The organism is Erwinia billingiae Eb661, assembly GCF_000196615.1.
GTDB classification, from domain to species: Bacteria; Pseudomonadota; Gammaproteobacteria; order Enterobacterales; family Enterobacteriaceae; genus Erwinia; species Erwinia billingiae.
Window position 1 is genome coordinate 1,798,969 of record NC_014306.1, and the last position, 14,491, is coordinate 1,813,459.

13 protein-coding genes are annotated in these 14,491 nt (G+C 57.2%); 11 read left to right on the plus strand and 2 right to left on the minus strand.

The window, feature by feature from the left end:
• Positions 1–2: 2 nt before the first annotated feature.
• The 10 genes from EBC_RS09765 to EBC_RS25965 all read left to right on the plus strand — a co-directional run bounded on the left by EBC_RS09765 (position 3) and on the right by EBC_RS25965 (position 10,269).
• Positions 3–425, plus strand: a complete 423-nt coding sequence (locus EBC_RS09765; protein WP_013201620.1) for an acyl-CoA thioesterase — start codon at positions 3–5, stop codon at positions 423–425.
• Positions 425–1,027, plus strand: a complete 603-nt coding sequence (locus EBC_RS09770; RefSeq protein WP_173363025.1) for an outer membrane lipoprotein carrier protein LolA — start codon at positions 425–427, stop codon at positions 1,025–1,027. Before EBC_RS09765 ends, EBC_RS09770 begins: the two co-directional genes overlap by 1 nt.
• Positions 999–3,317: an MMPL family transporter gene (locus EBC_RS09775; protein WP_041691963.1), complete on the plus strand. Its 2,319-nt coding sequence runs from the start codon at positions 999–1,001 to the stop codon at positions 3,315–3,317. Before EBC_RS09770 ends, EBC_RS09775 begins: the two co-directional genes overlap by 29 nt.
• The gene (locus EBC_RS09780) at positions 3,314–3,880 is read left to right on the plus strand and encodes a DUF3261 domain-containing protein (protein WP_013201623.1); all 567 of its coding nucleotides are present in this window, start codon (positions 3,314–3,316) and stop codon (positions 3,878–3,880) included. The genes EBC_RS09775 and EBC_RS09780 overlap by 4 nt, the downstream gene beginning before the upstream one ends.
• Positions 3,880–5,037, plus strand: coding sequence for a beta-ketoacyl-[acyl-carrier-protein] synthase family protein (locus EBC_RS09785; protein ID WP_013201624.1), 1,158 nt, complete (start codon positions 3,880–3,882; stop codon positions 5,035–5,037). The genes EBC_RS09780 and EBC_RS09785 overlap by 1 nt, the downstream gene beginning before the upstream one ends.
• The gene (locus EBC_RS09790; protein WP_013201625.1) at positions 5,030–5,503 is read left to right on the plus strand and encodes an ApeP family dehydratase; all 474 of its coding nucleotides are present in this window, start codon (positions 5,030–5,032) and stop codon (positions 5,501–5,503) included. Before EBC_RS09785 ends, EBC_RS09790 begins: the two co-directional genes overlap by 8 nt.
• Positions 5,500–6,231, plus strand: a complete 732-nt coding sequence (locus EBC_RS09795; protein WP_013201626.1) for a 3-ketoacyl-ACP reductase FabG2 — start codon at positions 5,500–5,502, stop codon at positions 6,229–6,231. Before EBC_RS09790 ends, EBC_RS09795 begins: the two co-directional genes overlap by 4 nt.
• Entirely contained in the window at positions 6,228–7,460 is a 1,233-nt protein-coding gene (locus tag EBC_RS09800; RefSeq protein ID WP_013201627.1) for a beta-ketoacyl-ACP synthase, read from the plus strand. The genes EBC_RS09795 and EBC_RS09800 overlap by 4 nt, the downstream gene beginning before the upstream one ends.
• A 297-nt stretch (positions 7,461–7,757) precedes the next feature.
• Entirely contained in the window at positions 7,758–9,962 is a 2,205-nt protein-coding gene (locus EBC_RS09805; protein WP_013201628.1) for a TonB-dependent receptor, read from the plus strand.
• A 166-nt stretch (positions 9,963–10,128) separates the two neighbouring features.
• The gene (locus EBC_RS25965; protein ID WP_167738402.1) at positions 10,129–10,269 is read left to right on the plus strand and encodes a hypothetical protein; all 141 of its coding nucleotides are present in this window, start codon (positions 10,129–10,131) and stop codon (positions 10,267–10,269) included.
• Here the strand turns inward: EBC_RS25965 and EBC_RS09810 are convergent, their stop codons facing one another.
• Complete coding sequence (locus tag EBC_RS09810; RefSeq protein ID WP_013201629.1) at positions 10,270–11,424, minus strand: glycoside hydrolase family 1 protein; 1,155 nt, start codon at positions 11,422–11,424, stop codon at positions 10,270–10,272.
• 155 nt (positions 11,425–11,579) lie between these two features.
• Here EBC_RS09810 and EBC_RS09815 point away from each other — a divergent pair, with 155 nt between their 5' ends.
• Complete coding sequence (locus tag EBC_RS09815) at positions 11,580–13,052, plus strand: phospholipase D family protein (RefSeq protein WP_013201630.1); 1,473 nt, start codon at positions 11,580–11,582, stop codon at positions 13,050–13,052.
• Positions 13,053–13,092: 40 nt separating this feature from the next.
• Here the strand turns inward: EBC_RS09815 and mdoC are convergent, their stop codons facing one another.
• Positions 13,093–14,244 (minus strand): glucans biosynthesis protein MdoC, encoded by a 1,152-nt coding sequence (gene mdoC / locus EBC_RS09820; RefSeq protein WP_013201631.1) that lies wholly within the window; start codon positions 14,242–14,244, stop codon positions 13,093–13,095.
• Positions 14,245–14,491: the final 247 nt, after the last annotated feature.

Here is a 14,491-nt window from a genome sequence, read left to right on the forward strand (position 1 = left end):
CAGTGTTTAACGACCCGCGTTTTACTGTTGATGTTGAGCTGACCATTCCTTTCCATGATGTGGATGCGATGGGCGTGGTCTGGCACGGCAACTATTTCCGTTATTTTGAGATTGCCCGCGAAAAACTGCTCGGCACGTTCAACTACGGCTACCGCGAAATGAAAGCCTCCGGCTATCTGTGGCCGGTGGTGGATACCCGGGTGAAATACCGCGCGGCGCTGACCTTTGAGCAGACCATCCGCGTGCGCGCCACGCTGGACGAGATTGAAAACCGCCTGCGGATTAACTACCAGATTTTCGATGCCCACAGCGGCCAGCGGACCACCACCGGCTACACCATTCAGGTGGCGGTGGAAGAGGGCAGCCATGAGCTGAGCTTTGTCTCGCCGCCGATTTTGTTTGAGCGCCTGGGAGTGCAGCCATGATGAAGTCTCTGCTTGCGGGACTGCTGTTACTCAGCGCCGCCGCTCAGGCCGTCACGCTGGACGATTTACAGCAGCGTTTCGCCAGCCAGCCGGTGGTGCGGGCGGACTTCAGCCAGCTGCGTGAAATCAAAGGGATGGCGCAACCGCTGAAATCCAGCGGTGAACTGCTGATCGCGCAGGATAAAGGGCTGTGGTGGCATCAGGCCAAACCGTTCCCGCTGACGCTGGTGCTGGATGACAAGCGCATGGTGCAGGTGATGAACGGCCAGGCGCCGCAGATTATCACCGCCGACAGCAATCCGCAGATGTTCCAGTTTAACCATCTGATGCGGGCGCTATTCCAGGCCGATCGCCAGGTACTGGAGCAGAATTTTTCGCTGGACTTCAGCGATCTCGGCCAGCAGAAATGGCAGCTGGTGCTGACGCCGAAAACCTCGCCGCTGGATAAACTGTTCAACACCATCACCCTGCAGGGCGCGGAGTATCTGGATGTGATTAAGCTGAACGATCGTCAGGGTGACAACACCGACATCACGCTGAGTCACCAGCGCCTGACGCCTGCCAGCCTGACCGATGAAGAGCAGAAGCGTTTTGATTTCTAAGTCACCGCGCATACTGGCTCTCGCCTGGCTGGCGATTTGCCTGCTGCTTGCGGCGGTGCTGGTGATGCTACTGCCCAGAGCGACCATCAACAGCAGCGTGCTGGCTTTGCTGCCCGAGCAAACCATGGGCGACATTCCCAGCGATCTGCAACAGGGTTTTATGCAACGCCTGGATCGTCAACTGGTGTGGCTGGTGAGTGCCGGTGACAAAAACGATCCTCAGGTCGCCAACTGGATGCTTCAGCAGTTGCAGAGTCTGCCGGTACTGGAGAACGTTCAGGGGCCAATGACCGATGAACGACAGCAAGCCTGGGGCAAATTTGCCTGGCAGAACCGCAATGCGCTGATCGATCCGGCCACCCGCGCCAGGCTGCAACAGGCGGGTGCCGCGCAAGGCGACTGGGTGCTCGGCCAGCTCTATTCGGCCTTTGCCGGCGTCAGCGGCAAGGAGTTGACTCACGATCCGCTGCTGCTGGTGCGCGGCGCGCAACTGGCGATGCAGCAAAACAGCGGTCAGCTTGGGCTGAGCCAGGGCTGGCTGACCACCACCGATAAGCAGGGGAGGGTCTGGTATTTCCTGCACGCGGAACTGAAAGGTAGCTCCTTTGATATGCAGCAAAGCCATGCGCTGGTGGCGCAGCTTACGGCGTTCAAAGCCCGTCTGCAGGCGAAATATCCTGATGCCCAGCTGCTGTCCCGCGGCACGGTCTATTTCAGTGATTTTGCCAGCCAGCAGGCGAAGCATGATGTTTCTACCCTCGGCGTAGCGACGATTATTGGCGTGCTGCTGCTGGTGTTCTCGGTGTTCCGTTCTCCGCGTCCACTGATTTTGTGTGCTCTCTCGGTGGGCATCGGTGCGCTGGCGGGCATTACCGTGACGCTGCTGGTGTTTGGTGAGCTGCATCTGATGACGCTGGTGATGAGCCTGAGCATCGTAGGCATCTCGGCCGACTACACGCTGTACTATCTGACCGAACGGATGGTGCATGGCGCAGACGCCACGCCAGCCGAAAGCCTGAATAAGGTAATCCGCGCCTTGTTGCTGGCGCTGGGCACCACCGCCATTGCCTGGCTGATCATGGTATTTGCGCCGTTCCCGGGCATCCAACAGCTGGCCGTCTTTGCTGCGGTCGGGCTGACAGCGTCGTGCCTGACGGTGATCTGCTGGTATCCGCTGTTGGTGAAAGGGCTGCCGGTGCGGCCGGTGCCTGCCATTTCCCTGATGGGACGCTGGCTGGGCAGCTGGCGGCGCAATCGCACCGTTCGCGTCGGGCTGCCGCTGCTGGTCGCCGCGATTTCGCTGGCAGGGCTATGCAGACTGCATATCGATGATGATATTTCCCAACTGCAGACGCTGCCGCCGGCATTGATGGCACAGGAAAAGCAGATCACCCAGTTAACCGGTCAGAGCGCCGACCAAACCTGGATGGTGGTCTATGGCGACAGCGCGGAACAGACCCTGCAACGTCTTGAAGCGCTGGCGCCACAACTGGCAAAGGCCAAAAGTCAGCAGTGGCTGGGCAATTATCGCCTGTTGCCGCTGTCGTCACTGGCGATGCAGCAGAAAGATCATCAGCTGCTGCAACGTGCGGCACCGGGCGTGATGGCGCAACTGCGTCAGGCTGGGGTAGAGGTCGCCAACCCGGATCTGTCAGCAACCCATCTTACGCTGCAGCAATGGCTTTCCAGCCCGAACAGCGAAGGCTGGCGTCTGTTGTGGCTGACCGTCCCCGCCGGACGTAGCGGGGTGCTGGTGCCGATCGAAAGCGTGAAAAATAGCGCCGCGCTGGCCGGACTGGCAAAAAGCTTGCCTGGGGTGAGCTGGATCGATCGCAAGGCCAGCTTTGATCGGCTGTTCGCCTTCTATCGCACGCTGCTGGGCTGGCTGCTGGTCGCGGCACTGGTGGCGATCGCGCTAAGCTATATGCTGCGCCTCGGCCTGCGTCAGGGCGCAATCAGCGTTCTGCCGTCGATCCTCTCACTGGGCGGCGGCCTGGCTGCCTTAGCCTTGTCCGGCCATTCACTGAATCTGTTTTCGCTGCTGGCGCTGGTGCTGGTACTGGGTATCGGCATTAATTACACCCTGTTCTTCAGTAATCCGCGCGGCACGCCGATAACCTCGTTACTGGCCGTCACGCTGGCGATGGCGACCACTTTACTGACGCTGGGCATGCTGGTCTTCAGCAGCACCCAGGCGATTGCCAGTTTTGGCATTGTGCTGTGCAGCGGCATATTTACCGCCTTCCTGCTGGCTCCGCTGGCGATGCCGCCAAAAAGGAAAAAAAGATGAAAGTAATCGCGGCGGCCGCGCTGGCCGTGATGTTACTGGCCGGATGTGCCGGTAAACCCGATAGCAGTCAGCCCGAAGCCTGGCTCAAGCCAGGGGTAAAAGTGACGCTGCCGGCACCGGGGATCGATCCGGCATTCAATCAGCAGCAGCTGCTGACCGGCACCTTTAAAGGCAAACAGCAGTCGCTGTTGGTATTACTGAGCGCCGATCGACAGCAGTTGACGCTGGCCGGGCTCTCCTCGCTGGGGATCCGCTTGTTCAGGGTCACTTACGATGGCACCGGCATCCACACCGAGCAATCCATGGTGCTGCCTGAGATGCCGCCAGCCAGCCAGGTGCTGGCCGATATTATGTTGAGCCACTGGCCGATCGCCGCCTGGCAGCGGCACTTGCCTGAGGGCTGGACCCTTAAAGACAGCGGCGATCGCCGCCAGCTGCGTGACAATCACGGCAAGCTGATTACTGAGATCCGCTACCTGCAACGCGGGACGCAACGTGAGCCGATCAGCATTCAGCAGTTTGCGTTTGGCTATCAAATTCTTATTCAACATCTGGACGCCTGATGATCTACATTTCGGCAGTCGGCATGCTTAGCGCACTGGGTAACGACATGACCGCCACGGCGGAAAATCTGGCGAAGAATCATGCGCCAGGCATGCGCCCCGACAGCGGCTGGCTGTTGCAGGGCAAACCCTGTTGGAGTGGACGGATTGACGCGGCCTTGCCGCCGATCCCGGAGGCGCTGGCTGCGCACCGCAGCCGCAATAATCAGCTGTTGCTTGCCGCGTTACGGCAAATTCAGCCGCAGGTTGATGACGCCATCAGCACCTTTGGTGCCGACCGGGTGGCAGTGGTGCTCGGCACCAGCACCTCGGGATTGCATGAGGCCGACCTTCAGGTGGCCGAAAACGCCGAGGGCTACCACTACTATCAGCAGGAGCTGGGCGATCCGTCGCGGTTTCTGGCCCAGCATCTGCAGTTAACCGGCCCGGCATATACGCTCTCGACCGCCTGTTCTTCCAGCGCCCGGGCGATCATCAGCGGTCAGCGGCTGATTGCGTCAGGGATGGCGGATGTGGCAATCGTGGGTGGCGCGGATACCTTAAGCCGCATGCCGATGAACGGTTTTGACAGTCTCGAGTCCCTGTCGGCGGATCGGTGTGCGCCGTTCAGCAAGCAGCGTAACGGCATCACTATCGGCGAAGGTGCCGCATTAATGTTGCTGACTAACGTTCCGCAGAAAGTTGCCGTATTAGGCACAGGCGAGTCGTCAGATGCTTATCATATGTCGGCTCCCCATCCTGAAGGCGAAGGCGCGATCCGTGCCATTGAGATGGCGCTTAAGCAGGCGCAGCTGGCGCCGGGTGCGTTGGGCTACATCAATTTGCACGGCACCGCGACGCGGCTTAACGATCAGATTGAAGCCGGGGTGGTCAGCAAACTGTTTGGTACAGCAATCCCCTGCAGCTCTACCAAGCATCTGACCGGCCACACGCTGGGCGCGGCCGGGATCTGTGAAGCGGCGATAAGCTGGCTGATCCTGACGCAATCCGTTCCGCTGCCGGCGCAGGATTTCACCGACAACGAGCAGGATGATACGCTGCCTGCCTGTGGTGTGTTACTGCAGGCGCATCCGTTGCAGGGAACGGCGGTGATGAGTAATTCTTTTGCCTTTGGCGGCAATAATACCTGCCTGATTTTAGGAAAGAGTGATGGTTGAATATAAATGCGCGGCAGAGTATTTGCCCCACGATGCGCCGATGGTGCTGCTTGAAAAGGTGCTCTCCGTTGGTGAAGAGCAGGCCAGCTGTCAGGTGACGGTCGGCGAGGGCGTGCTGGCACCGTTTCTGACGCCGGATGGCGATCTGCCCGCCTGGTTTGGCATCGAAATTATCGCGCAAACCATCGGCGTCTGGTCCGGCTGGCATGGCCGCCAGCGCCATGACAGCAAGCCGTCGCCGGGCATGTTATTAGGCGGGCGCGGTTATCGCTGTCAGGCTGCGGTATTTCCGGCCGGCGCCACGCTGGAAATCACCGTCACGCTACTGATGCGCGACGAGAAAATCGGCAGTTTCGACGGCGTGATTACGATTGATGGCGAACGTTACGCCAGCGGCAGGTTGAACACTTATCAACCTGACCGGGAAGAACTCCACCAACTTTTGCAACAGGGTAATAACGGATGACGCGTTCAGTATTGGTCACGGGTGGCAGCAAGGGGATTGGACGGGCGATTGCCTGCCGCCTGGCTGCCGACGGTTTCACGGTGGTGGTTCACTACCACAGCGATCGCGCGGGCGCGGAAGAGACGCTGCGCCTGATACAGCAGGCTGGCGGTCAGGGGCGCTGTATCGGATTTGATATCGCCAACCGCGAACAGTGCCGCACCCTGATTGAACAGGATATTGAACAACACGGTGCCTTTTATGGCGTGGTCAGCAATGCCGGGATCACCCGCGATGGTGCTTTCCCGGCGCTGAGCGAAGATGACTGGGACAGCGTGATCCATACCAATCTGGACAGTTTTTATAACGTGATCCATCCGTGCATTATGCCGATGATTGGTCTGCGCAAAGGCGGCCGGATCGTTACGCTTTCGTCGGTTTCGGGCCTGATGGGCAATCGCGGCCAGGTGAACTACAGCGCGGCCAAAGCGGGCATTATTGGCGCCACGAAAGCGCTGGCGATTGAGTTGGCGAAGCGCAAAATCACCGTTAACTGCATCGCACCCGGCCTGATTGATACCGGGATGATCCAGATGGAGCCGGTGGCAGTTGAAGAGGCGATGAAGATGATCCCGATGAAGCGCATGGGGCAGGCTGATGAAGTCGCCGGGCTGGCAAGCTATCTGATGTCCGATATCGCCGCATACGTCACGCGTCAGGTGATTTCAATCAATGGAGGTATGCTGTGAACCGCAGGGTGGTGATTACAGGGATGGGCGGCGTCACCGCCTTTGGTAACAGCTGGCCAGAGATTGCCGACAGAATGCGGGCTGGCCGCAATGCGGTCCGTAAAATGCCCGAGTGGCAGGTTTATGACGGTCTGAATACGCTGTTGGGCGCGCCGGTGGATGATTTCACCTTGCCGGAACACTATACGCGTAAGCGCATTCGCTCAATGGGCCGGGTGTCGTTAATGGCGACACGGGCCAGTGAGCTGGCGCTGGAGCAGGCCGGTTTGTTGGGCAATGCCGTGCTGACCAATGGCGAAACTGGCATTGCCTACGGTTCGTCAACCGGCAGCACCGGGCCAGTCAGTGAATTCGCCACCATGCTGACCGAGAAGCACACCAATAACATTACCGGTACCACCTATGTGCAAATGATGCCGCACACCGCAGCGGTCAATGCCGGATTGTTCTTTGGTCTCCGCGGACGGGTCATCCCGACGTCCAGCGCCTGTACCTCGGGCAGCCAGGCGATCGGCTATGCGTGGGAAGCGATCCGTCACGGTTATCAGACGGTGATGGTCGCCGGTGGAGCCGAAGAGCTCTGTCCGTCAGAAGCGGCGGTGTTTGATACCCTGTTCGCCACCAGCCAGCGCAATGATGCGCCAGAGACCACGCCGTCGCCGTTTGATAAGCAGCGCGATGGCTTAGTGATCGGCGAGGGTGCCGGAACGCTGGTGCTGGAAGAGCTGGAACATGCCCGGGCGCGTGGCGCAACCATCTTCGCTGAGATCGTGGGTTTCTATACCAATTGCGATGCGGCACATATCACCCAGCCACAGCGGGAAACGATGCAGATTTGCATCGAAGGGGCGCTGCGCATGGCCGGACTGAAAGCGGAAGATATCGGCTATATCAATGCCCATGGCACCGCCACCGAGCGCGGTGATGTCGCTGAAAGTCAGGCAACCGCCGCGATATTTGGCGACCGGACACCGATTTCCTCGTTCAAAAGCTATTTCGGCCACACGCTGGGTGCCTGCGGTGCGCTGGAAGCGTGGTTGAGCATTGAAATGATGCGGGCAGGGTGGTTTGCTCAGACGCTGAACCTGACCGAGCCGTCAGAGGATTGCGGTAAGCTGGACTACATCATGCACCAGCCGCGCGAAATCCAAACCGACTACGTTCAGTCGAACAATTTCGCCTTCGGTGGCATTAACACCTCGCTGATATTCCGTCGCTGGACCGAATAGCATCGCGGTAACACGGCCACCTCATATCCGCCAGCTTCCCAGCGGAGCGCGGTGGCCTTACCTCATTAAGCCCAGTCAGACTCGCGCTTTTACCCCCTCTCAACCACCCGTTCAATACTTCAATACGCCTTAATAGTTCATCTTCTAAACGCTAACTGGCTGAAAATAAATCAGTTGAACAAATTGCCGCGATGCGTGCCCTGCTGACATTTTCAGCTTGCATTTCGGACTTCCCTGAGGATAATCGCAATCCGAATAATAATTATTATCAATTGTATTAATTATCAGGGAAATGTAATGGCCTCTTCTTCCACTCAGAATCGCTTCCGGTTATCACTGCTGGCAGCGTTGATTAGCACAGCGACTGCGCCCGCTCTGGCAGCAACCACCGACAGTACCACCGGTAAAAAATCGGCAACCCCCGAAGAAACCCTGACGGTGGTGGCGAAACCCGATGACAACTTCAAAGCGGGCGGCGACCAGCTGGTCCCTGCCTATCTTGATGGCCAGATCGCCAACGGCGGCCGTGTGGGCATGCTGGGCGAGCAGGACGCCAAAAACGTGCCGTTTAACGTTATCGGCTATACCAACAAAATGATCCAGGATCAGCAGGCGACCACGCTGAAAGACGTTGTCGCCAACGACGCTTCGGTGCAGAACGTGCAGGGCTACGGCAACTTTGCCGAAACCTACCGCATCCGGGGTTTTGATCTGGACGGCGACGACATGACTTTCGGCGGTCTGGCGGGCGTGATGCCGCGTCAGGTTGTCTCTACGCAGATGATTGATCGCGTTGAAGTGTTTAAAGGATCCAACGCGCTGATCAACGGCTCTGCCTCGTCTGGCGTGGGTGGGATGATCAACCTTGAGCCAAAGCATGCGGAAGACACGCCGCTGACCCGCATTGGCGTTGACTACACCTCCTCTTCACAGATTGGTACCACGCTGGATGCGGGCCGGCGTTTTGGTGACGATAACCAGTGGGGCGTGCGGGTAAACGTCCTGCACCGTGAAGGCGAAACGGCGATCGACAATGAGAAACGCCGCGCCACCGTGGCGTCAGTTGGGCTGGACTATCGTGGTGATAAGCTGCGCACCTCGCTGGACATGGGTTATCAGAAGCAGGAATACCACGGTGGCCGCCTTGGCGTGAACGTCAGCGGCGTGGATTTTATCCCTGAAGTCCCGCGTGCGACCAGCAACTACAGCCAGGACTGGGTTTACAGCAACCTGGAAAGCGAATTTGGTATGGCGCGTGCGGAATATGATATTGCACCAGACTGGACGCTTTACGGCGCAATGGGTGGCCAGCACTCGCACGAAACCGGCGCGTATGCTTCACCATCACTGAAGGATGAAGACGGCACGGCCACTATCGGCCGCATGGACACCAACAAAATCGTTGATGCCTTCAGCGGTATGGCCGGCGTTCGCGGTAAGTTCGATACCGGCTTTGTCAGCCACAGCGTTAACGTCGGCTACTCCGCGCTGACCAAGCGTGAAAAGACCTCTTACGGCATGGCGCTGACCCCGCAAGCCACCAATATTTATGACACCTCGCCGGTGGCCGCGCCAACTAACACCTACTTTGGTGGCGATCTTGATGACCCGCGTCCAACCAGCCGCGTGCGGACGGAAGGGCTGCTGCTGTCGGATACGCTGGGCTTTGTTGACGACAAAATCCTGCTCACCGTCGGTGCCCGTCATCAGAAAGTGGTGGTGCGTAACTATGCCTACGGCACCGCAGAGGAAGATACCGATGCGCGCTTCACCAAATCCCGCTGGACGCCGGGCTACGGTCTGGTGGTTAAGCCATGGGAGACCGTCTCGTTCTATGCTAACCACATTGAAGCGCTGCAGCCGGGTGACACCGCCAGCAGCGGGGCGGTCAACGTCGGTCAGGTAACCGGCATTTCCCTGTCGAAGCAGAATGAAGTGGGGATGAAGGTAGATTACGGCAACATAGGCGGCACGCTGGCGCTGTTTGAAATCAAAAAACCAACCGGTATCATCAACCCGCAAACCAACGTGTTTGGCCTGTACGGCGAACAGCGTAACCGCGGCGTGGAGCTGAACGTATTTGGTGAGCCGATCTACGGTGTGCGTCTGAACGGCAGCGCCACCTGGTTGGATCCGAAAATGAGTAAAACGGAAGATGGCACCTGGGACGGCAAAAATGCCATCGGCGTGGCCAACTTCTATACCGTGCTGAGTGCGGAATACGACATCAAACCGATCGAAGGTCTGACCGCTCTGGCCCGCGTCACGCATTCTGGTTCGCAGTATGCTGACGAAGCCAATACCAAGAAACTGGACAGCTATACCACGCTGGATCTGGGTATGCGCTACCGAATGAAGGTGCAGCAGAACGATCTGACCTGGCGGCTGGGCGTGGAAAACGTCACCAACGAGAAATACTGGTCCGGAGTGGAAAGCTACGGGACCTACATTTATCAGGGCGACCCGCGAGAGCTGAAACTTTCCCTCTCCTACGATTTTTAAATCACAGGCCGCGAAAGCGGCCTTTTTTCTTTACAGAATTCTTACGCTATTTGCCTGAACCGCCGGGACTATTCATTTTATCAGCGGGCGACTGTGCTATAGTACAGTCCATAAGAAAATACTGGCGTTAAACACAGGACGTTTGGCCAGCAAATGATGAAGAAAAATGAGCGAACGTCCTGAAAACGATTACCCTAAAGAGCCCCGCTTTCCGCTTGATGATGCGCAGTTTGCCATTGTGGTTCTGGCCCTGACCTCCTTCACGCTGATCATGTTTGTGCTGGTGATCACCCTGTGCATGACCTGATTACTCTCTCTGCTTAAACTTAATCTGCTGGCTGCGGATCTCCAGCGCATACGGCTCATAAATGGTTCGGTTGCCGTTGGCATCTGGCAGGCCGAACAGGCCGCCAGGCGAACGTCGGTCGTCAGCCCAGGATGGGTAGTCCACCGCCGGAAACAGTGAGATCCCCTCGATTTCGCATCCCCGATCCATCGCCATCCCGACCTGCTCAATCACCCTTTTTAGCCACGGCACCCTGGCGTCGCCTTCCGCACCGGTTTCCGCAATCAGCAACGGGCGTTGATAACGTTGCCATACCTCGCTCAACAGCGATGAAAGCGGGCGGTAATCGGGATGGTGGGCCTCCAGCGGATCGCCATTAACAAACCACTGATTATCGGGATACCAGGTCAGGCCGATAATATCCATCAGCGCCGGATCGCCTCCCAGTTCCGGATTCAGCCGACCGCTGAGCATATCCCAGGCTTCGTACTGCGCCTCGTGCTGGCGGCTGGCTTCCTGACGACTGGCCTCGCTGCTCTCCAGCGCGGCGACGTTAACCAGCGGATCGGTCAGCACAAATCGCGCCGCCGGAAGCTCTTCCCTGATGGCGTGCATGGCGGCGACAGACGCCCGTACCAGCTGCTGTTTTAACTCGCGGCCGCGACCGGTCACATTGGGGTTAAACCAGGCGACATCGGCACCGGCCCATGACCAGAAAGAGATTTGATTCATTGGCGTAAAGAAAGGGGCGGTAAACCCTTCATCGCGCATCAGACGGGCGGCAGCGCGTGAGAACGCCGCAAAACGATCGATAAACTGCGGTTGCCAGATATCCAGTCCGTCGGGCCAGCCAAAATGGGCCAGCTCCCAAATCATCTCAATTTCGTGCTGTTTGGCGGCCAGTAACATCGGTAAAAATGTTGACCAGTCATATTCTCCGGCGGTTTTCTCGATCAAATACCAGCGTGCGCCATCGCGCGCGGTATAAAGATGTTCAGCCGCCAGATGGGCGTAATCCTTCTCTAACAGGGTGTCATGGCCGCTGTTGATCACCAGGTCCAGGCGTTTGCCTTCGCTGCGGCAGGCGGTTGAGCAGGCGAAGCTGCCCTGAAAGAAACTTTTAAACAGCTGTGGCCTGTGGCGCAGGGGAGAGTCTTGACGCGTTTCGTTATTCATGGCATTTCCTCATCACAAGGGCTATCGCAACGCACTGGGCTAAGTCTAGACTAAATGCCATTGCAGGCCGCAATCAGAACAGTCGCATGACAATACAGGCAAACAGCATTGATAATAGAACCAGCAGGACCTTTCCTTCGAACTAAGGACCATTGATGGCCGAAGCCTATACCCCTGAACCTGACGAGCCTGATTTTGAGCAGACGCGTCTGACCCGTGCCGTCTCTCCCCTGGTGGACAATCATCCCGACCACAGCGGCATTCACCCGCTTGAAGATGGCCTGGACGCGTTTGCGGCCCGCTATCTGCTGATGACCATGGCCGAGCACACGCTGGATATTCAGTACTACATCTGGCAGAACGACATGTCCGGGCGACTGTTGTTTAGCGCGGTACTGGAAGCCGCGGAACGTGGCGTTAAGGTCCGGCTGCTGCTGGATGACAACAACACCATGGGGCTGGATGAAACCCTCAGCCAGCTCAGCAAGCATCCGAATATCGAGATCCGGCTGTTCAATCCCTTTTCGTTCCGCACGCTCAGAGCGCTGGGCTATCTCACCGACTTTGCCCGGCTTAATCGCCGTATGCACAACAAAAGTTTCACCGTAGACGGCGAAGCCACCATTGTTGGCGGACGAAATGTGGGCGATGAGTACTTTGGCGCGGGAGAAGAGCCGCTGTTTTCCGATCTCGATGTGCTGGCGATTGGCCCGGTGGTGGCCGAGGTGACGAAGGACTTTGAGCGTTACTGGAAAAGCCGCGCGGTTGAACCCTTCAGCAAAGTGGTTGATCTCGATGACGCGGCGGCCAACAGTGCGGTGTCATTACCAGAAGCCTGGCACAGCGACCCGCAGGTTGAGCGCTATCTGGAACGGATTCACGCTTCGCCATTCGTCGCACAGCTGGAAAGTGGCGACCTGCGGCTAATCTGGGCCAACACCCGCTTGCTGAGTGACGATCCGCGTAAAGGATTAGGCCGGGCGAAAGCCGGGAGCCTGTTGCCTCAACGCATGCTGGAGGTGATTGGCAAACCCCAAACGCAATTCGATATTATCTCGGCCTACTTTGTCCCAACGCGAGCCGGCGTGGCGCAGCTGCTGTCGCTGGTGCGCAAGGGGGTGAAGATAGCCATTCTGACCAACTCTCTCGCGGCCAATGACGTCTCGGTGGTGCATGCCGGCTACGCCAAATGGCGCAAGAAGTTGCTGCGCCACGGCATCACCTTATATGAGCTGAAACCGCATACCGATAACCGCGATAAGCCGCATGACCGGGGATTAACCGGTAATTCAGGTTCCAGCCTGCATGCGAAAACCTTCAGCGTCGACAACGAAAAGGTGTTTATCGGTTCGTTCAACTTTGACCCGCGTTCCGCCATGCTCAACACCGAAATGGGCTTCGTGATTGAGAGTGAATATCTGGCATCCAGTATTCACCAGCGCTTTATCACCCGGATGCGCGACCGGGCCTGGACCTTACGTCTGGACAAATGGGGTCGGGTAAACTGGGTGGAGTATCCGGGAGAAGGGGAGAAAGAGATTGTGCATAAGCATGAACCCCGAACGCGCTTTATGCAGCGGTTGCTGGTTCGTCTGGTCTGGCGGCTGCCGATTGAGTGGCTACTGTGAGGTGATAACACGCCCGTTCAGCAGATGAACGGGCGTTTTTTTAACTGACTTTTTCAGCGGCAGTCTTTTTGCGCTGGGGTTTTCCTGAGAACAGGAAGCGCAGTAACGGCACGCGCAGATGGATTTCGTACAGCATAAACGCGATACCAAACACAAAGACCAACCCGGCAAAGAAGCCAAGGGTGTTGCTGCCGATCTCGGGTACGAACAGGATGCCGTAGATAATGGTCAACGGATGGTGCACCAGGTAGATAAACAGTGAGGCATTCACCAGGTAGGTTACGCGTGGGGAATGCGAGTTCAGGAAGCGATGTCCCAGCGAGAACACCACGTTCACCATCCACAGGCCCATCATCATCGACACCACCGCATCAATCTCGTACAGCCAGCCTTCGCCTTTGTTGTAAGTCTGGTTAGCCACGTACGCCACAAACGCCAGCGCTGAACCGACAAAAGTCCAGGGCACCGGTTTGACGAACAGGGCTTTAATCGCCGGATACTTCCACGACATGGCGCCCAACATAAAGAAAGGCAGGAAGAACAGTGACTGCATTACCGCATAATTAAACAGGCCATCGCCCAGCAAATCGGGGGCAAAAATAAACAGCAGGCGACGAATGGCTCCCCAGGCCAGGCTACAAAGCAGGATGGCGAGGGATAATTTGCTCCAGGTTATGTCGGAATAGTCTGTTTTTGAGCCTTTGCCATCGCGCAGCCATTTAAAGGCCCAAATTCCGACAACGGTCAATACCACCAGCACCAACAGGAACCAAAGATGGGAAATTAAATTCCACGCCAGCGCATTAAACCGTTGGTAAAAACTGAAGTCATGCCAGTCGCCAATCTTGCTGGTCCAGTCTTTTATCAGGTAGAACTGCGGCAGCGTAAGCAGCGGAACCGCCGCCAGCATTGGGATGCCGACACGTTCAAGCCGGACCTTCAGCCAGTGCTTCGAACTGTATCGCAAATAAAGCATGTAGGAAAAATACCCGGAAATGACAAAAAATACCTGCATACGGAAAGCATGAATAAAGTCATTTAACAGGGTCAGCCACTCAGATGGGGCCGGGCTGTTCACCGTCCAGATCTGGGTGGAATAAATCAGGGAGACGTGAAATGGCACGCCCAACAGCATCAAATAGGCCCTGATCGAGTCGAAAAAGTATTCTCTTTCCTGTGTGTTTTTAGTCATATATATCCAATATTCAACACGTTAACGCGTTGGCTCGCCCTGAGCCACGCTAAAGCCTTACGCTCACTTTAGGGTAGAAATCGCGGGTATACTATCAGGCTAATCTGGATCCGTTAAACACTTGAGAATAAGGCGATTAGCGCAGGTAACACGAGGAACTAAATGATTGCCGAGCTGTCGGAATGCTGAATAATCCATTAAGATGGATAGGATTGATTTAAGCACACGAAAGGGGGGGATGTGCTGA